The sequence below is a fragment of the Pseudoalteromonas citrea genome (assembly GCF_000238375.3).
GTDB classification, from domain to species: domain Bacteria; phylum Pseudomonadota; class Gammaproteobacteria; order Enterobacterales; family Alteromonadaceae; genus Pseudoalteromonas; species Pseudoalteromonas citrea.
The window spans coordinates 727584-749346 of the sequence record NZ_AHBZ03000014.1; the positions used below are offsets into that span (position 1 = coordinate 727584).

Genomic DNA, 21763 nt, shown 5'->3' on the forward strand with positions numbered 1-21763 from the left:
TAAAGATTAATTTAAGGGCGCAATTATCAGCTATTTGTTTACTGTTTGCCAGTGTAGGCGATAAACCCTATAACAACACTGTATCACTGAGTTTGCTGTTGTGTAGCGTTATCTTGCCTAAGTCGGCTGATCACCGACCATGCTTCTAGCATCACTAGGACACTCACAACCAAAACAACAATATCCAAACTCACTAACAACCAATTACCTTGTTCATAATATTCAACCAGCTTGATAAGCCCAGCAAAAAACGCCATGACTAACACAAAGCTCATTGGGATCAAGGTATACTTCGCAGGTCTCCCTAACTTAATCAAATAAACCGAAATCACCAACAAAGTTAAACTGGCTAATATTTGATTCGTTGATCCAAACAGCGGCCAAATGATCATGCCACCACTGCCTGACGCGCCACCAGCACCAAACGCCAGTAACAAACAACAAGCCACTGCGATAAACGTTGCAACCATGCCATTTTTCAGTAGCTGAAGTTGATAAATATCACCCCATTCTTGAATAATATAACGTTGTAATCGTACCCCTGAATCCATAGTCGTGCCTGCAAAAAGCACCACCATTACTGCAAGCAATGTTGCCGCAATTTCGGCAGAAATTCCCCAACCGTTACTTATTAAATTAGAGCCACCCGTAATAAACGCTGAGACACTCCCTGCCCCTAAGTGGCTATATATTTCATGCCACTCCTCTGGTGACACAGCCAGCATAACCCCACTTACCGCAACTAAGGTAATTAACGCTAAACTCCCTTCACCAATAGCTCCTAAATACCCGACAAAGCGACCATCTTTTTCTTTGTTTAATTGTTTAGAGCTTGTACCAGAAGACACAATGCCATGAAAGCCAGAAACAGCGCCACACGCAATGGTTACAAACAATAAAGGAATAATACTGGGTGTATCAACAACCGTTTGCGTGTTAAATGCCGGCGCAGTAATATCAGGCATAACCACAAATACAGCGCCGTATAACAGCACTAGCCCTACCAACAGCTGCATACCATTAATAAAATCTCTTGGCTGAAGCAGCATCCACACAGGAAGCAAAGACGCCACGGCTGCATACACAAATAAAATTACAATCCAACTAGCTTTATCTGTTAAACCAAATATTTCGCTGGGCAGCGCAATCGGTGCGCCGGTGCCCACATAAATCGTGGCATAAAGTATCGCAACACCAATAAAGCACAAGGGTACTAGAGGAACTTTACGTTTTAATAGCTGACCTATTACCAACGCAACGACTATCGCAGCCCACGCGGGTAATACCGCGGTTGGATTTGCTACAAAAGAATTCGCGATAACAACACCAAATACGGCATTAACCATCAACAATACCAAAAATACCACTATCATGAATAAAGCCCGAGTGCGCTTGCCTATTACCGTTTCAGACAGTGCCCCCATTGATTTACCTTTGTGACGCGCACTTGCCCACAACGCGCCCATATCATGTACGCCGGCAAAAAATATCGTTCCTATCACCACCCATAAAACCGCAGGCACCCAACCCCAATAAACGGCTATAGCAGGCCCAACAATAGGGGCAGCCCCCGCAACAGAGGTAAAGTGATGGCCCCATAAAACCACTTTATTGGTCGGTACATAGTCCACACCATCATTGAGTTCATGAGCAGGTGTGACAAAATCATCATCCATTTTAAATATTTTTTCAGCGATAAACTTGGAGTAAACAAACCAGCCAAATATCATCCCGACAATGCCAAACAGTACAATCATAATTGATTGCATAGTGCGCTCCTGTGAATTGTTATTTTTTTGTTAGTCTCACGCTATCACAAAAATACCCAACATCACTTATCTTTTAGTCTAAAGGTATCAAAGGTATCAATTTCTCACTTTATTCACTGTCGAATAAGCCTAATTGTGGCTGGCCTTGTTTTGAATCTAATAAGCCAATTTGAATACCAATTAATCTCACTGGTTTATGTCGAAATCGTGCTAATAACTCTTTTAATAAATTGCAGAACACAACGGCATTTAGCTCATCAAATTGACACTCTTTACTCACCTGTTGAAAATCATGAAACTTAACTTTAACACCTAACTTTGCAATACCGCGCTCTTTAACATGATGCATTGCACGCTTTTCAAGCTCTGGCAATAACTCACACATTAAACGATTTTTAAGTAATTCAAACTCACTGGTGTCTTCGTTAAATGTTGTTTCAACTCCGACCGACTTCCTCACTCTGTGGGTTTCTACCCCTCGCTCGTCAATCCCTTGGCAGCGGCGCCATAATACCCCGCCAAACTTACCAAAACGCTGGATCAGGAAGTGTTCTTCACATGCTTTAACATCTTTACCGTATTCAAGTCCCATGGCGTGCAGTTTTTGCTGCGTCACTTTGCCAACACCCGGGATTTTTTTGAGGGGGAGTTTATCTATAAAGCTACACACCTCGGGTGGGGTGATCACACATTGCCCATTGGGTTTATTTTCATCACTGGCAATCTTAGCTAAAAACTTTATTGGCGCGATACCTGCTGAGGCAGTTAGCCCCGTCGCATTATAAATATCTGCACGTATTTGCTCCGCAATTAACGTGGCACTTCCTGAGCAATATTCACTGTCAGTCACATCAAGGTATGCTTCATCTAACGATAGCGGTTCAATTAACTGCGTATATTTTTCAAACACCGCCCTGATCTGTTCAGATGCGGCTTTGTACACAGCCATTCTCCCCGGCACAATCACCAGAGCTGGACATAATTTTTTTGCTTGATAATTTGACATAGCTGATCGGACGCCGTATTCCCGCGCAATATAATTCGCGGTAGAAAGTACACCCCGGTGGCTATTTCCACCGATTGCCATCGGCACATTTGCAAGTGCAGGGTTATCTCGCATTTCCACCGCAGCATAAAAACAATCCATATCAATGTGTATAAACTTACGCATGCCAAAACAACCTGTATTAATATACAGTTATTATGACCTGAAATTTTAAACTTTTGCAACTTTTCCCAACCACTCATGTAAACTACACTTAAGCTTATAGATACACTTCATAACCATAATTAATAACAACAAGGAGTTAGCATGCAATTTAGTCGTTTAGGTAGCAGCCAGCTTGATGTCTCTCGCGTTTGTCTAGGTAGTATGACTTGGGGCTTACAAAATAATCAGCATGATGCCGATGAGCAAATTAACTATGCCATCAGCAAAGGCGTTAATTTTATCGATACTGCTGAAATGTATGCAGTTCCTCCCTCCAAAGAAACCTACGGTAAAACAGAGGCCATCATTGGAGATTGGTTATCACGCCATAATGAAAAACGCGAACAGCTTGTGATTGCAACTAAAATTGCAGGTCCGGGGCTTAGCTGGGTCCGAAATGGCACGCCAATTTCAGCACAGTCAGTCGTTGAAGCTGTAGATGCATCACTCGAACGCTTAAAAACCGACTATATTGATGTGTACCAATTGCATTGGCCTAATAGAACATCGCCCCACTTTGCTAAGCACCAACCGGGTCAAATTAACTTTTCACACGTCAATGCGGCACAAGAAACCGCAGACATGCTCGATATATTACAAGGTTTAAATGAGTGTATAAAGGCAGGAAAAATACGTCACTGGGGGTTGTCTGACGACACCACATGGGGGATCAACACCTATTTAAAGCTTGCCATCGCGCATAACCTACCCAAACCAGTATCGATACAAAATGAATTTAGTTTACTGCATGCCAAAGATTGGCCATATCTTATTGAAAATTGTGTCCATGAAGACATCGCCTATTTGCCATGGTCACCACTTGCTGCTGGGTTCTTGACTGGTAAGTATCTCGATGGTGCCCGCCCAGAGGGCAGTCGTTGGACGATAACACAGCGACAAGGTTTGTTTAGAGATACCCAATATAGTAATGAAGCGACAAAACTCTATGTAGAAGTTGCCAAGCAATATGGCATTACACCCGCACAATTGGCATTAGCATGGTGCAATCAGGTCGATGGTGTCACATCAACCATCATCGGCGCTACAAACATGTCACAGCTCAAAGAAAATTTAACGGCATTCGATACACAGCTCAGTAAAGAAGCCTTAGCTAGTATCAGTAATGTGTTTAAGCAATACCCAGCCCCTTTCTAAAGCAATCCATTTTACTAAGCCAATATGTTAACGAAATAAACGTATACATATTGGTTTTGTATCTTGTTGTTCGATACGTATAATAACGCCTTTTCTCGTGATCGGTTTTTGTTTTCTATGCGCAGTCTTAACACCTCCCCCGTAGTGCCACTTGCAGGCAGTCAGTTTACTCGCCAAACCACCCGCGCGATTGTGCTCGAAGGTGACAAAGTGCTCCTGTTATACACTGCACGTTATGATGATTATACCTTACCGGGTGGCGGTGTTGATGAAGGTGAGTCACTAGAGCAGGCCTTATTGCGAGAATTACAAGAAGAAACGGGGGTAAAAGAGCTTACGAATATTCAGCCATTTGGTCGTTATGAAGAGTATCGTTTATGGCACAAACCTGACTTTGATGTGATTCACATCGTCTCAGATTGTTATATTTGTCAAATTTGTGGCCACTTTGATACGCCTAAAATGGAAGACTATGAGCGTGCCAATGGCATGGTTCCAGTATGGGTTGATATAAACGTTGCAATTGAGCACAACAAAAAGACGCTCGAAAATAGTCCAAAAAAAGGCTTGTCACTCATCAGGGAAATATCACTTCTTGAACAAATACGAGCAGCAAAGCTTACCTAACTGTGCAGTTGTTCGCCCCCATTTAAAAACCCGCTTTTGCCTGTCATGAGTACCAGATGTCTAAAAAATAGAAGTTTGAATTGAACTTTCAGCCTCCCCATACGTCATATCAGCTTATTTATAACACAGGGAGGTTTAGGTGAATTTTATAATTAAGACAGTTATTTACTCTGTGTCCTTACATGCCATAGTTTTTTATTTGCTCAAATCTCAAACCGTTAATATCCCTTCTTTACCTCATACCCAAGCGTTAAAAACCTACTTAGTAGTTGAAAGTAAACTAGAGCAAGCCCCGTCGAAAAAATTAAACGAAGTCGAGGCCGCTCCGCTCCCAAACACTGACGTAATAGACTCCACATCTGAACACCAAAAAGCCGATGAAACACCCACATCATCCAAAGCTTCAGAGGCAATACCCCCTGCAACACGTCCAATTAAAGCCAAAGCTACAGCAACGCAAACAAAAAAAGTTCAAAATGAGAAAACTTCCATTAATACTCCATCACGAAGCAAACAAAGTATTAACCCTTATGAAGTGCTGCAAAGTATCCGTGCTAAAGGACTGTCATATACAGCACCACACTCATCACCCACACAGCAAAAAAGAATTAACGTTCCTATAGATCATAAAAATACCAATAAAAGAGCAGCAAAAATTATTTCTCAAAACCAGACCTTCACGGAATATCAAAACGGTAATACTTGTTTTAAGGTATTTAATGGTGATGTTAATAATCGCGTTTCAGATAGCGGGATCACAAACCAGTGGCAGGGCTTGCCATATACATGTAACAACACTGCAATCACGCAAGCATATGATAAAGCAATGAATAAATGGCTTAGAAAAAAACCATAACTCCCAGAGCTTCATTTCCTACCCTACTGCTAAGCGCCAATTAAGTGCAAAAAAAGATCTCTATTATTTAAATAACAAATTACCACTATCCCTTCTTGGCTAAATTCCCTACAATCAGAAATCACCATTGAGGAGGTAGTTATATGCGAAGTACTCTTTATGTGTTTATGTCTCTTATGTTCTTATGGGTAAAGTGCATTGATGCGCAAACCCTCACGTTTGTTGCCGAAGACCTTCCTCCTTACCACTTCAGTGATAAAAATGGTAATGCCGCAGGGGCGCTAGTTGATATTACAAAAGCCGTGCTGCACGAAGCACAACTTAGTGGTCAATTTGAAATAATGCCCATGGCACGTGCGTATCACGTGCTACAAAATAATCCGCTGGGGCTGATGATGTCGTTGTTACAAACACCTTCTCGTAAGTCACAATTTACATGGTTAGGGCAATTATACTTTGCTGATGCCTACCTCGTAGCATTGAAAAACTCCCCCTATCAAGTGCAGTCGCTCAACGAAGCAAAACAGCACAAGGTTAGTACTATCCGAGGTTACTCTAGTGCTAATTACTTGCAACAGGCAGGCTTCAAAGAAGATAAAAACCTCCTACTTGCCAGTCACTACCAACAATTATGGCATTTACTTTTCAAACAAAGAGTCGACTTTGTAATGACCAACACGATGACATTGGAAAAAGAGCTTAAAAATTCAGGCTACAGTGTAAACAAAGTAGCCAAAGCACTACATATAAAAAACTTTCCGTCAGCCTTACACCTTGTCGCCAATAAACAGATCCCGAGTAATATTTGTCAACGCCTCGCTGATGCTTTAGAAAAGATAAAAAATACTGGCTTATATTCTCAAATACTCACCCGTTGGCAATTAGATATACCTCATCATCAATTGGCTAATCAGAAAGGTAGTACTCTACGCCTGCCACTACCCGAACAACTTTGATATGCGGTGTATTACTATCTCTATCGCGAATGCTAAATTGACCTTGACGGGCTGACTTGATTTTTCCAAGCTGAGAGTCTGAATCTTTGGCGAATTTTAGCGCAACCTCTCTGGCTTTTTGTGTTGCCAACTGCACCATTTGTGGTTTGATATCATTGAGCCCTGTGAACATAAACTCAACACGATTTTGATAATCGTCTTGGGTTATCGCTATCCCTTGCTTGGCTAATTGGCTCAACTGCGATAACGCAGTCCTTACTTTATCTGGAGAATGGCTGAAAACGGTAATGCCAGCCTTGGCAACATAGCGAAAACCACGCTCATTTTGACTATACTCCTGTGCAAACTTGTCTACGATCGAAGGGGCTGTCACACTCACTTCATCATCATTAAAACCCTGTAAAGTTAAAAATGCACGGATCGCCGCATTCTTTTTATCAACGCGCGCGATAAGAATATCTAAATCATTATCAGCATCTTTGTAAAATACTGGCCAAATAACTGTATCAGCGGGCACCTCTTGCTCCGCTAGCCCCTTTACCTGTACCGTTCTTTCCATGGCTTTTACATCTATCACAGTATTTTTGATTAGCCATGTACTACACACTAACCCAAGCGCCAGCACGGTCGCAGCTCCCACATGTTTCAGAATATCAGTACGCAAACGATTTCTCCTAAAATAAGTTGTCAGATCAAAGTCTAATGTAAATCAGCTCGATCATTGTTAAAATAATGATAGAGTGATACCTAATTGATGAGCCTAAGCTGAACTCGAAAAGAAACTAAGGAATCCCTATGAGCGTGAAACGTATAAGTCAGTTTTTCTCTCCTCGCTCTGTTGCCGTTATTGGCGCATCAAATAACCCAGCCAGGGCAGGTTATATCGTCATGCGTAACTTACTACAAGGCGGCTTTAAAGGGCCAATTATGCCAGTTAGCCCTAAACACAATGCTGTACATGGCGTATTAGCGTACTCTAACATCGACAGCTTGCCTCATACCCCTGATCTTGCTGTTATATGCACTAATAAAAGCACCTTAAATGACATTATCACACAGCTTGGTCAACGTGGATGTCAGCATGCAATTGTGATTGCTGCGGGCTTAAACATCCAACAAAAGGAATCACTAAAGCATTTAGCAAAATCGATGAATGTGACTTTACTCGGCTCAAATTGTCTTGGCTTACTGATCCCTCATTTGGGTCTTAATGCCAGTTTTTCTCATACGGTTGCAAAACCTGGCCGGCTTGCCTTTATTTCACAATCAGCAGCCGTCTGTTCCACCATTTTAGATTGGGCAAAAAATAAAAGAATTGGTTTCTCATACTTTGTGTCTGTTGGGGATTGCCTTGACATCGATTTTGATGAACTACTCGACTTTTTAGGTCGAGATGCTAAAACCAAAGCCATTTTGCTTTACATCGATAACATTGAAGATGTGAGACGGTTTATCTCCGCAGCTCGCGCAGCCGCGTTTAGTAAGCCTGTTATTGTTATCAAAACAGGCCGTACACAAGCTGGCGCAGAAGCCGCCTTTATTCATACAGGCGGAAAGACATCAGATGATGCGGTATATGATGCCATGTTTCAGCGTGCAGGCATGCTGCGTGTAAATGACTTAAGGGAGTTATTCGCAGCCACACAAACTCTCGCTCTGCACCCAAAGCTGTTACAGGTAGAGCAACTCACCATTCTGACCAATGGTGGTGGACCGGGGATCATGGCTGTTGATACATTGCTACAGCGCTCTGGTAAATTGGCACAACTTTCACAGCACACCAAAGATGCCTTAAACAAAGTGATCCCGCAATCGGATATGACCTCTAACCCTGTTGATATTTTTGGTGACTCCTCTCCACAGCGCTACCAGCAGGCACTTGATATTTTACTCAAAGCCCCTGAAGTAAAAAATTTGTTGATCATTCATACGCCTTCAGCATTAGCGCCCAGTGAAGAATATGCACAGATCATCGCGACAACACTCAATAAGATCCCAAAAATGGCGCGCCCTTATGTCATGACCAACTTTATGGGTGAAGAAGCGGCATACGAGGCGCGCTATGAGTGCGCAGAGCACGCAATTCCAACTTATCGCACGCCTGAAGGTGCCGTAGGGGCCTTTATGCATTTGGTCAGTTATCGACGCAACCAAAAGCATCTGACCCAAACACCTGAGTCCACCAGCGAAGGCACTCAAGTAGATAGCCAATCCGCAAAACAGCAAGTGGAGAATTTCCTTGAACAGGGGTTTACCCATTTATCTACTCATCTTGCCAGCCAAATCCTATGTTATTACGGTATTAATTGCATTGAGACACTCACGGCCCTCACCCCCAGTGAAGCTAAAGAGCAAGCGCAATTACTAGGCTTTCCTATTGCTTTAAAGCTCATCAGTGCATCCATTCCTTCTAAGTCCGAAGTTGGGGGAGTGGTGTTAAACCTCAATGACGCCAGTGAAGTCGAACAGACTGCTTTTGCCATGCTGCTTCGCATAAAGGAAACCTACCCTGACGCCGAAATTGAAGGGTTCTCACTACAAAAAATGGCGCCGCGTGCAGGCGTACAAGAGCTGAGAATCGCAATTAAAACTGAGCATAATTTCGGACCAGTCATCCTGTTAGGTGAAGCTGGCACTGGCCTAGAGTTTTCGCAAGCGGCTGTCTCCCTGCCACCATTGAATATGAACTTGGCGAAGTATTTAATTGCCGCAGCACAAGATAAGGGGGTATTAAAAGATCGTACTTTACCAGACAAAGTCGATAAATACCGGTTATGTGCATTGTTAACACGCGTCTCGCAATTAGTGGTCGATCAACCGAATATTTATAGTGTCGAGCTTAATCCTATACTGGCGAGTTCAGGACAGTTTTTGGTTTTAGACGCCAACATTACACTGCGCTCATACCAACCACAACAGGGTAAAAAAAGGCTTGCTATACGGCCTTATCCAAAAGAACTTGAAACTCAAATCACCTTAAAAAATGATACTATCGCTACATTGCGTCCCATAAAACCAGAAGATGAACGAGCCCATCAAGAGTTTGATCAATCACTGACAAAAGAGGACCGTTACCGACGCTTTTTCGGTGAACTGCCGCAGTTTAATCATGATCAACTCGCCAAGATGACACAAATTGACTACGATCGAGAAATGGCATTTATTGTTTCTCAACCATATAAAAGCGCGCATAGAACACTCGGCGTTTCACGAGTGCTAATGGACCCTGATAACTCGAATGCAGAGTTCTCAGTCATAGTGAGATCGGACTGTCAGGGTCTTGGACTTGGAAAAGTGTTAATGTTAGCAGCCATAAAGCACTGCCAAGCCCTTGGCGTTGCTGTTATTGAGGGCATAACGCTCCCTGAGAATAGCGGTATGATTGAACTATCAAAAAAGCTGGGGTTTACAATTACCCGTGACTTTGAAGAAGGAACCGTTAACATGCGATTATTAGTGAATACCTTGCCATGAGCTCATATCGTGTAAAGGTTGCTGCATTATTAGCTGGAAAAGCCCCTTATCAAAAGGCCGGTGGATATTTAGATGTATTCTTGATCACACTCATTATGATTAATGTCGTTGCCATTGTGTTAGAGTCTGTGCCGGAATTAACCGCCCAATACCAATCTCACTTTTTATTGTTAGAAGTAACTTCTGTTGGGATCTTTGCTTTTGAGTACTTATTAAGGCTATGGTCGAGCGTAGAACAAGCGGGCTATAAAGAACTTAGTGCCACTAACAGTAAAAAGCGCATAAAATACCTATTTTCTCCGTTAGCGCTTATCGACTTAATGGCGATCCTTCCTTCATTACTGATGATGTTTTTTGCATTTGATTTGCGCTTTTTAAGAGTTATTCGGCTATTTCGCATATTTAAGCTCACCAGATACTCTAGGGCTATGCAGCTACTACTCGCTGCATTTAGAGAGGAGGGAAGTAGTTTACTTGCTGCCTTTTTTATCATGTCTGTGGTGCTTATTATGGCGTCGTGCGGTATTTACTTACTAGAGCACGATGTACAACCTGACAAATTTGGCTCTATTCCCGAATCAATGTGGTGGGCAATGGCAACCCTTACGACTGTAGGCTATGGTGACGTTGTTCCTATTACACCTATCGGTCGCTTCTTTGGTGGGGTGATCACGTTACTCAGTATGGGCATGGTTGCCATACCAACAGGCCTACTGGCGTCGAGTTTTGCAGAACAGCTAAGAAAGCGCAGGGATGCATTTAATGAAGCCATTTTGCATAGTCTTCATGATGGAGAACTAGACGAACAAGAGCGGCAGCATCTAGAGGCTTTGCGTATTGAACTTGGGTTAAGCCTAAGTGAGGCGAATCAAGCAATCAAAATCATGACCAGTCAACGGGCGTATGCAATTTATTGCAGACATTGTGGCAACAAACTTTAAAAACGTTGTTGCCAACCATGCTTGAGCAAGTCTTCTACTTGCTCACCTAGTACTGGCTCGCTAAATAACGAACCTTGAAAGTAATCGCAGCCAAGCAAGCGCAAAAACTTCATTTGAGCGGCCTCTTCAATACCATCAGCAACACACTGGATCCCCAGATTATGAGCCAAAGACAAAATGGAGTGAATAATGATCTCATGCTCAGTATCTATGCCAATATCTTGAATAAACCCTTTATCAATTTTAAGCACATCAACTGGAAATTGCTTCAAATAGGTCAATGACGCGTAGCTAGTACCAAAGTCATCCATAAATAGTCGACAACCAAGTACTCTTAATTGATACATCCGCGCTAGTGCGTTAGGTATATCTGTCATCATGACTGGCTCTGAGACTTCAAAAACGACATACTTACCCTGTACCTGCGCACGCTTTAAAGTACTATCTATCTTACTTACAAGCTCCGGATACTGAAAATCATAAGGCGACAAGTTAATTGAAATATACAACTGTGGCGACACCAAGTGCCATTGCTTTAACTCAATCAATGCCCGCTCTAACGTATCCAACATTAATTCAGTTACCAAACCAGACTGCTGGGCAGCATCAGATAACTCACTCTGGCTATAATTGATATTTGTAGGCCACTGTAACATGACCTCAAAGCCATCTACCACTTTGCTGGTGCCACTGATGATCGGCTGATACAAGTTACTAAACTCACTTCTTTGACAGGCAACCTGCAACCTCTTCTCTATTTCAATGGTCTTTTGTACTTGTTGATTAAGTTCAGTGCGATAAAACTGATAATGATTACCGACATGCTTTGCTGCATGGCTTAAAGCAACCTTCGCATTATCATTAAGCGTAAACGCATCCATTGCGTCTTCTGGATACATCGCAACCCCTATACTTAATTGCATAATACAGCTTTGTTCTAACACTGAGATTGGGGCTTCAAAACGACGCATTAAGCAGCTCACATAACGAACCACTTGTGACACATCATCCACTTGTTCCATTAATACATAAAACTCTTTATTTACGCCAATCGCTAAACTATCTTGGTCTCGAAAGCAGCATTGTAATGTTGTCGCTAATTGTTGTAGCAATGACTCAAAATACGCTTTGTCATAGCTATCTTTATAATATTGTATACGCTTAAAACGAATCGCTAATACTGCGACAGGTTGGGTATTATGATTTTGTTCGATAGCATGATGTGTTCGATCAATAAATAGCGCCTTATTTGGTAATTGCGTTAATGCATCATAGTTAGCCAATTGATAAAGCTCTTTCTCGGTACGCTTTTGTGATGAGATATCAGTTAAAACAACAACATAATTATGTAAATCACCCTGCAAGCCATCCACTGCGCTTATTTTAATCAGAACATGACACGTTTGGTTGTTTGCTAATACCAACTGCTCTTCAGTACTAATATGTTGCCCTACTTTTAACTGAGTCATTTTACGTAAATAGCTCATCCGAGTATGGCGATTTAACCCCAAGTGTAAATTCGTGCTCGACTTTGGCTCAGCCTCAATATTAAATGCTTGCTGTAACGCGGTATTACATGCCTGAATACGTAGGTTCTTGTCCAAAATAAACACCCAGTCACGGGTTTTTTCAAATGCGGCGCCAAATAATCGAGCCCGCTCTTCAAACATGCGCTCTCGGGTTAAGTTGGTGTACGTGCCAGTTACACGTTCAGGTGTACCATCTTGCCACGCCATCACTTTGCCGAAATCTTTGTACCAACGCCAATGTCCTTTGGCATGTTTAAGACGATAAGTGCAATTGAATACGCCTTTATTTGTCGATACAAACTCCAACCATTCGAGCCTGAAAATGCCTCTGTCATGCGGATGAATAAGCTGTAAATAATCATCAAGACCAATGTTATTTTGTGCGTACTCTAACTCTGAAAACAGCCGAGGCTGATAAATTAATTGACTTTGTAAGTGCCAATCCCACACCCCTGAACCACTGCTTTCAAGCGCCAGTTTTAGCCGTGCTTCACTATTTTGGGTATCTTTGTGTGCCGCAATGATCATCTGCTCAATACGACTCTTTCGGTATAACCATAAGCCAAAAATAAACAGGATCAGCATCAAATAAATGGCCAGTGCAGGAGGCGAGCGCCAAATTGGATATTTAACCCGAATATTTAATTTAGCAGGGTTTGTGTAGTCTCCGGTAAGCGGATCTTTTGCCCACACTTTTAATTGATAGCTTCCAGGATTGAGTTTTGGGAAAGTGACGCGATTATGGCCTCGCGTCAGGATTTTTTGCCCACCCGATATTTGATATTCATACACAATGCCCTGCTGATAATTAAACACCATCGCCGAAAATGCGACCTCAAGACCAATGTCATCATGATTTAAAACAATGTCACCAAACGTTTTCAAGCCATACGAGTGTAACTTACGCGACATAAGGTCTACTGATGTAATATTTACTTGAGATAGTAGTGGTTCATGTGGGCGGTTTTTTTTCGGGTCAAAAATAGTAAAGCCTTCCAATGAGCCGTAAACGATTCGATCATCCGACAACTTTAAAGACGAACCACCGTTAAACTCATTTGTAGATAAGCCATCATTAATTGTGAATTGCTGCATGTGGAGGTTATCAGGATCCAAACGCCAAATTCCTTTATGCGAAGACATCCAAATCATCTGCGCATCGTCTTGGTGCATTCCATACATAGGAGTGCCCAACTTTAGCTTTTTTAAGTCAATCGTATGAACCACTTCAAACCCATCTAAAGACAAGCCTACTAAGCCAAAATTTGAAAATGCTAACCACAAAATATTATTTTTATCGACACTATAAGTTAATAAAGAAACGGGAAGGTTTTCATTCGCACCAGGTACAGAATAGATAATATCTAACTCACATGTATCTGGATCCATTCGATATAATACACCGCCAGAATAATACAGGGGATGGTCTGGTTTATCTGGTAGTGGGGGTGAAAAGCCATAGGACAAGAACGGATTTCTTGTTCCGATATCCCCTTCTAACTTCTGTAATGATCCTTTCTCTATGTCATAGTAAAAAAAGCCTTCACTTGGGTGTATAAAATACAGCTTCCCATTAGGCATTAATAACATACCAAACAATTGACCCTCAATTATTTTTTGTTGTTCTAGGTTCTTTACGTGAGGTCGACTTATTTCATATGTATTTGGATCAAAAATAAATAAGCCTCGGTTACTTTCGAGCCAAATCTTATCGTTATATAGGAAAGTACGAGCAATCGAAAATTCAGGCATAACGGGCTCCCCCATATACCCCTTAAGATAAGCTGTGGCCTCATTACTTGCGATATCATAACTCGTCAAACCATCATTGGTAGATGCCCAAATTTTGCCCTTATATTGTAGCAATGACCACACTGTTGCATGCGAAAACCCACTGCCCTTCACTGAATTATTATTGACGTTTTTAAATTGCGTTTTTTGTTTTGGGATATAAAAAGCACCATCACGCTTGGTAGCCAGCCATAAAGCACCATATTTATCCTCCAAGAAATCAATAATACTTTTATCAGTCAAAGTATATTGGCTGTTCGAAATACGCTCATCCCGTACCAATGAACCATCCAACAAACTGTAGTGCATTAGCCCTTTGTCTGTACCTAGTAATAAAGCATCAGTATTTACGTCTATCTTCCAAACATTCATGTCGTTTAAAAGCTGCTTACTCTGCCAAACCCGAGGACCACCTTCCAAATGAGCAATATCAATTTCATATAGCCCATTAACAGCTCCAATAAGTAGTCTATCATCGCCTAAAAATGCCAATGATTTAGTGTGCTGCTGTAAATTATCTATTGGCTTTTCAACATGTATAATTTTATTGAGGACTTGTGAGTCAAGGTTATATACGAATGCGCCTTCAGAGGTTGCGATAAACAGGTATTTATCTTTATGCAGTAATTGCCTAACAAAACCTGACCGCTTATTGATAGGGAGAGTCACCTCAATAGAAACATCGCCGGACGCAATATCCAATAAAGCAACATTGTTACCACGCCCCAACCATAGTTGCTCATCGTTTTTCGCCAACATCTGGTTTACTGACTGCTCGCGCATCTCTTCTTGGGATTTTACTGCCTGCAAATATTTATGGTATTCATCTAATGCGGGGTCATAACTGTAGAGGCCTAAGCGACGTGATGCTATCCAAATACGGTTTAATGGGTCTTGGTAAATCCGGTCGATCACCACTTCTTCAAGTTCACCTTGCGGGCCTTTGACACGCAAAACTTGATAGCCATCATACCTATTTAGGCCACCCTCTGTAGATAGCCATAGATACCCTTTATTATCGATGATGAGCGTGTTTACGTAACTTTGCGATAATCCCTCTGAAGGAGACAATCGCTTCACCTCAGAGGCGCCAATAAAAAACGAGCTAATGCCCAACAATATCAGAAAAGTATGTAAAAATACCAAAGATCTCATAGAAGACGGCTAACAATTATTTATAAATACACATCGCCACAATATCACGTTTTTGCCTAACATAATTAGCAAAACAGCATGATAAATGTTCTGGCAAAGCAGATACGCGTTCAAAACCTAGCCCGAGATAAAACGGCTCGAGGTCACGATAAGCAAACGTATATATATTACTGTACTGAGCATCTAATGCCGATTTTAGTAAGTACCTTGCAACGCCTTGAGTCCTAAATTCAGGATCTACAAATACGGTAGATAAAAAAAGTACGTCGTCTTTATTTTGTAGCCTACACGCTGCAATGATTTTGTTTGACTTAGTGACCCAACACTGGTCTTGTTTATTTGCTCGGCCCCTAACAGAAAACTGCTTATAAAACTTATTTACCAGTGGCACACTTATCGGCTCTAAACAATGAACCGAGTACACTATGAACCTGCGAGCATAATACTTAGATAATACTCAAATCGCTGTTTTAAAAATGTCTGCTCTGCAACAGGGCGACTATTAATCGTGTCGTACACCATCTCTCTCGAGCGCTTACCGCGTTTAATTTGATAGGCCCAAAATGACGATTCATATTCTAACTGGATTTGATACTTTTCATGACGGGGCAATTTACAAAGATTAAAACTCATAGTGCATTATTACAGAAGTAAACATTTAGCTAGTGTAACATAAATTATTAATTTGCTAGACTGAGATCTAAACCCTCTGTAACGAGCCTGAAATAATAATAAAACAACAGGACCTATGAAAATTATACGCCATGCTTTAACCCTATACCTTTTAATTTTTAGCGCTATTGCCAGCAGTAGCAACACCCTACTCTTTAACCGACCAGCGGATAATCCACAGTCTAGATATGCAGTCGAGTTAATGACATTAGTCTACAAACAACTGGGCTACACGTTAAAAATTGTCGATTTTGACTATCAAAGTGCATTAGTCGCAGCTAATGAGGGTGTACTAGATGGTCAATTAGGCAGAGTTAGCGATGTCTCTGAGCAATACCCTGCTTTAATTAAAATCAACATGCCTATTTTACACTCAAATCTGCAACTCCTAAGTTACTGTGAAAAGTGTTCAGTATCTGAGTCCAGCTCTATCGTTATTATTGGCTCTCACTTAGCTCCAGCTGGATATTTAAAAGCTCATGATTATAAAGGAGAACTCATAAAAGTAAAAAGCAGCTCTACCCAGTTGAACCTCCTGATACAAAAAAAAGTCAGTGCCGCCCTGGCCATTGACTTTCATATAAAAAAATATTTGGATAAGTTGCAGTCACTTGATATTACTAATCGGGCAGTACATAAAATAAACATATATCATTATGTACATAAGAAACACACAAAGCTGGTCCCTAAAATTAATCAGGTTTTAGAGAAAATGATGGAGAAAGGCACCATTAAGATGCTCAAGCAGAAATATGGTATTTAAAAGTCTAACTGTTGTTGTTTGCTCTCCAGTATAGTGATGTCGTGGCTTGATTTTCTTTTTAAGTAGCGCCGATATCTTTGCTGGCACAAAACCACAACAGCGCGCTTTTGTTGATCGGTCAACTCACCCCATGTAAAGCGCTCTTCTCTACTACGATAACACCCTTTGCAATAGCCCCTATTATTAACTTCACATATCCCTTTACAAGGGTTGGGGATCTCAAATATTTCAATTTGTTCCACATTAACTCACTGCTTGTCGGATCTATACTGATACTTAAGTCACACTACTGTGCTTAATCTGATCTCAGACCAGAGCAACCTCAATAAATCACATGTTTTTCTATTCCAAGTATAACCCCATTTTGTACAAAAAATCATCCATTCAAAAATAATCGACTGCAGATACAAAAAAAGCGCCAGACTAATATGGCGCTTTCAAAAAAACAGTAATGACTGACAATTACATCGCTTTACGCTTTAAAGGCTCAGCGTACATTTCCAAGACTTGCTTTTTAAGTTCTTCAGGCACAAGCTCTATTCGGCTCATAAAGTCATGCTGCTCCTCATGTGACACTTCATGTTCATTTCCGGCAGCAATATAGTTACTCGGATGCAAAAAATACTGTCCAATAATTTGTTTATCTATGGTTTCTGCTAACATTTCTGGAGAGTCACAGTGTTCTGTTATCGGTTGACCAAATGAAACGTGAACATGGCCTTTATCTGAACGGATCCCCTCTAGAATGCTCTCGATATCTTCCCCATCAGCTTTTACATAGCTTCCATATTGCTGCTTATGAACCAACTCTTTGGCTTTAGCTACTGCACATGGCTCATACTGATAAGAAATCGACACAGGTACTATTTTTAATTGTTTTATATACTCACTAAAAGGGAGCTTTTGCTTTCTTCCATACAACTGTAACATTTTGAGTAGCGCCGGATCAGTTTGATCCACACCATCTTTGGCACGGCCTTCTTTTTGAGCAATCCAAATAGACTGACCAGAGTCCAACGAATCAAAAATATAACTTGAAAGATGTGTGAGTGCTTTAAGCATCTCTTTTGGTGCTTTTGCAGAGCGTTTCACGATAAAGCTTTTATTTAATCGCATTAACTCAGTGATATAGGGTACTTGTAGTAAATTATCACCAATTGCAATACGTACCGTATTCATGTTGTGGCTATGTAAACCCCAATTCATTAATGCTGGGTCCAAGACAATATCACGATGATTAGAAATAAACAGATACGCAGACTCTCTGTCCAACGAGTCAAGACCAGAATAGGTCACTTTACTCGTCGTATTTTTTATCAACATTTCTAAATAGCGTGCAACTTCATCCTGCACTTGATTAACAGTATTAAACCCTCCCCATTTTCGTCGCAATTGACTCCGCACAAGAGGGCGGCACAATGCAGACCATTTACTCAACCAAGCAGGTAAAGTGTGCGTCGTTATCACATCAATGAAGCTATTATCTGCGAGCAACCGGCTTAATGCTGCGGTAACTTCCTCATCATTGTAAGGTCTTATATCTGCGTATTTATCCACTCAACGGCTCTTTTTGTCAAAAATTAAACGAAATATCGGGACTATTTTATCGTGCTATTGCCTGTTAAGCTAAGACTAACAAGTCTGACCACCATTGCAAGTACTACTACTACCTTGAAACATAATAACTTTTACCAAGTTTAATCAATACTAATCGTAACATTAATAAAGACAAGACTATTGCACAGCTAGCAGAAAACCAATGAGGCAGTATTTCATGCTGCATAATCATTGCCGAATATACTTCAAACCCATAGTCAGTAACTAAATAGTCTGTCAAAAAGCCAAATGCAATTGCCACGCCGATGACACCGAATAAATACGCAAAGACAGCTCTTGTCCCAAGCTCTTTCCCTACTACACCAAGTGTCGCAATATTTGTTGCAGGACCAGCCAACATAAAAACCAACACAGCCCCAGGAGAGACTCCAGCCATCAATAGCCCCGCCGCGATTGGTGTTGAGGCGGTGGCGCATATATACATAGGAATACTTACCAAGATCACCACCAGCATAGCAATAATGCCATTGCCCCACTGACTAAGAAAAGAAGTTGGCACGAATGTTTGCACCAATGCAGCAAAAAATAGCCCGATCATTAACCAGACCATGGTATCTGATAAGAGTTTATTAGAACTAAATTTTATTGCCTGCCATACCTTAGTTGATATGACTTGCTGCTGAGGCTTAGCAGCTTGGGAGTCACAACACGAACTTACCATGGTGGATTCATCACTCGCTTCTGCGCTTCGTTTTATAGCTTTTATTTCAGTAGGCTCCGGTAATTTTCCAACCATGACAGAGTCACAGCATGTCGTACTTTGCTGCGGCTGTGGCTTTGCCGATGAGCAGCAACTGGTTGAGGTCTTTACATTTACTTTGCCATTATCATGGGAGATTTTGTCACCAAAAACCTCTTTGCGCTCAGAGCTCATAGCCTTTGGCCTTTCACTACCCACTAAAATACCCGCCACTACGGCACTTGTTACAGCAGCTATCGGTCGAATAACGGCCATAAAAGGCCCCAATAAAACATAAGACACCGATACCGAATCAACACCCGTTTCTGGTGTTGATACCAAAAATGCCGTTGTTGCGCTCTTTGATGCACCAGCTCGTCTTAATCCTACAGCTGCGGGGATCACGCCACAGGAACACAGTGGCATCGGTGCCCCAATAAGTGCCGCTTTTATTGTGGTCCAGGCCCCTTCTTTACCTAAATGACGCTGCAAAAAGTTTGCTGGTATAAAAACATTTAGGATGCCAGCCAATAATAGCCCTAACATAAGCCACGGTGCCGATAGTAAAAACAGCGACCAAAAATTATTAATTAATATCATCTACTTCCTCTAAAGCCGTTAATATTGAACAATAATCAGCACTTTCTTTGCCGCCGCAGCAACGGTCGGCTAAAAATGTTAACGAGCGCTCAAATCGTTGTAATTCATTAATTTTTTTTTGAACTAAATTTCGCTTTTGCAATGTAATATACTTTACCTCTTCACAGCTGTGTTGATGTTTATCAATTTGAATATGCAGAAGCTCCTGAATCTCTCGTAAACTAAACCCCACGTCTTTCGCTCTGAGTATAAAATGCATTTGCTGTAAATGAATTTCAGTATAAACCCTGTAGCCAGACTCCGTTCGTGCAGAGGGAGCGAGTAGCCCATGTGCTTCATAGTAACGCAACGTATCCGTACTGACATCTAGTGCCTTTGCTAACTGACCAATTTTCATATCTCCCTCCTGAGTATGTTAAAGTATAAACCTTAGAGTAAACCCCAAGGTCAAGCATAACAAAGGTCGTTTATGAAAATAGTTCTACTCGACGCCAAAACGTTGGCAAACAATAACCTTTCCCCTATTGAATTACAGGGAGAATTGACTTCTTATTTAATCACCCGTGATGATCAAGTTATCACTCGCTGCCTAGATGCTGATGTTATTATTAGTAATAAAGTCGTCATCACCGCCGAAACATTGTCAGCATTGCCTAAACTAAAGCTTATTTGTGTTGCAGCAACAGGCACTAACAATATAGACCTCGTCGCAGCAAAAGCACAAGGTGTTGCCGTATGTAATGTGGCCGGTTATTCCACCCCTGCAGTTGTGCAACACACATTTACTTTACTCGGTAATTTGATGGGTAATATGCACCGCTACCTCAGCGATAGCCAAAATGGTTTATGGCAAAAGAGCGCTATGTTTTGTCGGTTAGATCATTCAATCAATGAGATAGCAGGTAAAAACTTCGTAATTGTTGGCTACGGTACGCTTGGTCAAGCGGTAGCAAATGTGGCTAAAGCGTTTGGCGCTAACGTCATTGTCGCAGAGCGACCGAATGAAAAGTCAATTCGTGAAGGGCGTGTCGCATTTTTAGAAGCGCTGCAATCAGCTGACATTATTTCTATACACTGTCCACTCAACGAGCAAACCAAAAACTTATTTAATGCTCAGGTATTTAAGCAACTGAAACCTTCAGCCGTGCTGCTAAACACAGCCCGTGGCGGTATCGTTAATGAACAAGCACTTGTCGATGCGCTAACACAGAAAGAAATAGCAGCTGCTGGGTTTGATGTGTTAACAGTAGAGCCAGCACAACCATCAAACCCTTTAGTAAATTACACGGGGGATAACTTACTTCTTACGCCACACAATGCCTGGGCTGCACAAGAATCAATTGACCGGTTGATAAAGTGTATTGCAGAAAATATCACGGCTTTTCACAATGGAGAGAATAATAATCGAGTTGTATAAAATACTAAATATTAGTTAAAAATACGAACAGTTTGCCATTTTTAAAAGTTATTCACTTAAGCAAAGTTCAAGTCATTGATTTTAACAATTAAAAAAGTTGGCAGCTTATTTGCAACTGTTAAAATAAAAATGACTCTCTAGGAAGAACAAATGAAAAAATTACTTATCGCCGCATTACTAGCAACCCCATTCTTATCTGGCTGTATCGTTGCTGTATCTGATGGTGAAGCTGAATATGGCTGGAACTCAAAGCACAATGGCAAGAATTGGCAAGAGCATCAAAAATCGAATAGAGAAAAAATAGCTAATTTGCCAAATGGCGCCGAATACAAGAGCGTAATTAAACAGTTCGATACACCCGATTTCTCAGAGTTAGTTAATAAAGGTGGCACCGTATTTCAAATATTATATTTTTCGACAAATAGTAAACATTCAGATGGCAAAATCACTAAAGATGAATGTACTCCCTTGGTATTCAAAGCTGGAAAACTAATTGGTATTGGTCAAAGCGCTGTAATTGAGTACCTTTAAAATATACTTTGTCAGCTAGTG

The 21763-nt window shown here is 41.3% G+C and carries 19 protein-coding genes; 9 read left to right on the forward strand and 10 right to left on the reverse strand.

The features are described 5' to 3' along the window. Positions 1-83: 83 nt before the first annotated feature. Together PCIT_RS06580 and dinB are read right to left on the reverse strand one after the other, a co-directional pair. Positions 84-1769, reverse strand: coding sequence for a carbon starvation CstA family protein (locus PCIT_RS06580; RefSeq protein ID WP_010363631.1), 1686 nt, complete (start codon positions 1767-1769; stop codon positions 84-86). Positions 1770-1878: 109 nt separating this feature from the next. Further along, positions 1879-2940, reverse strand: coding sequence for a DNA polymerase IV (gene dinB, locus PCIT_RS06585; protein ID WP_010363629.1), 1062 nt, complete (start codon positions 2938-2940; stop codon positions 1879-1881). Positions 2941-3081: 141 nt separating this feature from the next. Between dinB and PCIT_RS06590 the strand changes: the two genes are divergently transcribed. The 4 genes from PCIT_RS06590 (at position 3082) to PCIT_RS06605 (ending at position 6573) form a co-directional block, all read left to right on the forward strand. Further along, complete coding sequence (locus tag PCIT_RS06590) at positions 3082-4134, forward strand: aldo/keto reductase (protein ID WP_010363628.1); 1053 nt, start codon at positions 3082-3084, stop codon at positions 4132-4134. 117 nt (positions 4135-4251) lie between these two features. Next, positions 4252-4761, forward strand: a complete 510-nt coding sequence (locus PCIT_RS06595; protein WP_010363625.1) for an NUDIX hydrolase — start codon at positions 4252-4254, stop codon at positions 4759-4761. 139 nt (positions 4762-4900) lie between these two features. Continuing rightward, the gene (locus PCIT_RS06600) at positions 4901-5617 is read left to right on the forward strand and encodes a hypothetical protein (protein ID WP_010363623.1); all 717 of its coding nucleotides are present in this window, start codon (positions 4901-4903) and stop codon (positions 5615-5617) included. A 143-nt stretch (positions 5618-5760) separates the two neighbouring features. Beyond that, entirely contained in the window at positions 5761-6573 is an 813-nt protein-coding gene (locus PCIT_RS06605; RefSeq protein WP_010363621.1) for a substrate-binding periplasmic protein, read from the forward strand. Here PCIT_RS06605 and PCIT_RS06610 read toward each other — a convergent pair. After that, positions 6524-7237: an SIMPL domain-containing protein gene (locus PCIT_RS06610; protein ID WP_010363619.1), complete on the reverse strand. Its 714-nt coding sequence runs from the start codon at positions 7235-7237 to the stop codon at positions 6524-6526. The genes PCIT_RS06605 and PCIT_RS06610 overlap by 50 nt on opposite strands. A 131-nt stretch (positions 7238-7368) precedes the next feature. On the opposite strand from PCIT_RS06610, the gene PCIT_RS06615 reads away from it, so the two are divergent. Both PCIT_RS06615 and PCIT_RS06620 read left to right on the forward strand, forming a co-directional pair. Beyond that, positions 7369-10047, forward strand: a complete 2679-nt coding sequence (locus tag PCIT_RS06615) for a bifunctional acetate--CoA ligase family protein/GNAT family N-acetyltransferase (RefSeq protein WP_010363617.1) — start codon at positions 7369-7371, stop codon at positions 10045-10047. Continuing rightward, positions 10044-10988, forward strand: coding sequence for an ion transporter (locus PCIT_RS06620; protein ID WP_010363615.1), 945 nt, complete (start codon positions 10044-10046; stop codon positions 10986-10988). The genes PCIT_RS06615 and PCIT_RS06620 overlap by 4 nt, the downstream gene beginning before the upstream one ends. Here the strand turns inward: PCIT_RS06620 and PCIT_RS06625 are convergent. Genes PCIT_RS06625 through PCIT_RS06635 form a run of 3 tightly spaced genes read right to left on the reverse strand, consistent with a single transcriptional unit; the run spans position 10985 to position 16096 of the window. Further along, positions 10985-15463, reverse strand: a complete 4479-nt coding sequence (locus PCIT_RS06625; protein WP_010363614.1) for an EAL domain-containing protein — start codon at positions 15461-15463, stop codon at positions 10985-10987. The two genes, PCIT_RS06620 and PCIT_RS06625, sit on opposite strands and share 4 nt — an antisense overlap. 16 nt (positions 15464-15479) lie before the next feature. Then, positions 15480-15887 (reverse strand): GNAT family N-acetyltransferase, encoded by a 408-nt coding sequence (locus PCIT_RS06630; RefSeq protein WP_010363613.1) that lies wholly within the window; start codon positions 15885-15887, stop codon positions 15480-15482. After that, positions 15887-16096 carry a DUF3283 family protein gene (locus tag PCIT_RS06635; RefSeq protein WP_010363612.1) on the reverse strand — a complete coding sequence of 70 codons (210 nt, stop codon included), beginning with the start codon at positions 16094-16096 and terminating at the stop codon, positions 15887-15889. The genes PCIT_RS06630 and PCIT_RS06635 overlap by 1 nt, the downstream gene beginning before the upstream one ends. A 115-nt stretch (positions 16097-16211) precedes the next feature. On the opposite strand from PCIT_RS06635, the gene PCIT_RS06640 reads away from it, so the two are divergent. Continuing rightward, a complete protein-coding gene (locus PCIT_RS06640; protein ID WP_010363611.1) occupies positions 16212-16898 on the forward strand; it encodes a transporter substrate-binding domain-containing protein in 687 nt (228 codons plus the stop codon). Here PCIT_RS06640 and PCIT_RS06645 read toward each other — a convergent pair. The 4 genes from PCIT_RS06645 to zntR form a co-directional block, all read right to left on the reverse strand. After that, positions 16895-17140, reverse strand: a complete 246-nt coding sequence (locus PCIT_RS06645; protein ID WP_010363610.1) for a DUF1289 domain-containing protein — start codon at positions 17138-17140, stop codon at positions 16895-16897. The two genes, PCIT_RS06640 and PCIT_RS06645, sit on opposite strands and share 4 nt — an antisense overlap. A 220-nt stretch (positions 17141-17360) precedes the next feature. Continuing rightward, positions 17361-18455 (reverse strand): 1-acyl-sn-glycerol-3-phosphate acyltransferase, encoded by a 1095-nt coding sequence (locus PCIT_RS06650; RefSeq protein WP_010363609.1) that lies wholly within the window; start codon positions 18453-18455, stop codon positions 17361-17363. A gap of 109 nt (positions 18456-18564) precedes the next feature. Then, positions 18565-19794, reverse strand: coding sequence for an SO_0444 family Cu/Zn efflux transporter (locus PCIT_RS06655; RefSeq protein WP_010363608.1), 1230 nt, complete (start codon positions 19792-19794; stop codon positions 18565-18567). Beyond that, positions 19781-20191 (reverse strand): Zn(2+)-responsive transcriptional regulator, encoded by a 411-nt coding sequence (gene zntR / locus PCIT_RS06660; RefSeq protein WP_010363607.1) that lies wholly within the window; start codon positions 20189-20191, stop codon positions 19781-19783. The genes PCIT_RS06655 and zntR overlap by 14 nt, the downstream gene beginning before the upstream one ends. 72 nt (positions 20192-20263) lie before the next feature. Between zntR and PCIT_RS06665 the strand changes: the two genes are divergently transcribed. Both PCIT_RS06665 and PCIT_RS06670 read left to right on the forward strand, forming a co-directional pair. Beyond that, positions 20264-21211, forward strand: coding sequence for a D-2-hydroxyacid dehydrogenase (locus PCIT_RS06665; protein WP_010363606.1), 948 nt, complete (start codon positions 20264-20266; stop codon positions 21209-21211). Positions 21212-21361: 150 nt separating this feature from the next. Continuing rightward, entirely contained in the window at positions 21362-21742 is a 381-nt protein-coding gene (locus PCIT_RS06670) for a DUF3192 domain-containing protein (RefSeq protein ID WP_010363605.1), read from the forward strand. Positions 21743-21763: the final 21 nt, after the last annotated feature.

Coding starts and splice junctions, on each gene's coding strand:
- PCIT_RS06590 (WP_010363628.1), top strand. CDS start 3,082: ATGCAATTTAGTCGTTTAGGTAGCAGCCAGCTTGATGTCTCTCGCGTT.
- PCIT_RS06615 (WP_010363617.1), top strand. CDS start 7,369: ATGAGCGTGAAACGTATAAGTCAGTTTTTCTCTCCTCGCTCTGTTGCC.
- PCIT_RS06625 (WP_010363614.1), bottom strand. CDS start 15,463: ATGAGATCTTTGGTATTTTTACATACTTTTCTGATATTGTTGGGCATT.
- PCIT_RS06670 (WP_010363605.1), top strand. CDS start 21,362: ATGAAAAAATTACTTATCGCCGCATTACTAGCAACCCCATTCTTATCT.
- PCIT_RS06605 (WP_010363621.1), top strand. CDS start 5,761: ATGCGAAGTACTCTTTATGTGTTTATGTCTCTTATGTTCTTATGGGTA.
- PCIT_RS06655 (WP_010363608.1), bottom strand. CDS start 19,794: ATGATATTAATTAATAATTTTTGGTCGCTGTTTTTACTATCGGCACCG.
- dinB (WP_010363629.1), bottom strand. CDS start 2,940: ATGCGTAAGTTTATACACATTGATATGGATTGTTTTTATGCTGCGGTG.
- PCIT_RS06665 (WP_010363606.1), top strand. CDS start 20,264: ATGAAAATAGTTCTACTCGACGCCAAAACGTTGGCAAACAATAACCTT.
- PCIT_RS06580 (WP_010363631.1), bottom strand. CDS start 1,769: ATGCAATCAATTATGATTGTACTGTTTGGCATTGTCGGGATGATATTT.
- PCIT_RS06640 (WP_010363611.1), top strand. CDS start 16,212: ATGAAAATTATACGCCATGCTTTAACCCTATACCTTTTAATTTTTAGC.
- PCIT_RS06595 (WP_010363625.1), top strand. CDS start 4,252: ATGCGCAGTCTTAACACCTCCCCCGTAGTGCCACTTGCAGGCAGTCAG.
- PCIT_RS06635 (WP_010363612.1), bottom strand. CDS start 16,096: ATGAGTTTTAATCTTTGTAAATTGCCCCGTCATGAAAAGTATCAAATC.
- PCIT_RS06620 (WP_010363615.1), top strand. CDS start 10,044: ATGAGCTCATATCGTGTAAAGGTTGCTGCATTATTAGCTGGAAAAGCC.
- zntR (WP_010363607.1), bottom strand. CDS start 20,191: ATGAAAATTGGTCAGTTAGCAAAGGCACTAGATGTCAGTACGGATACG.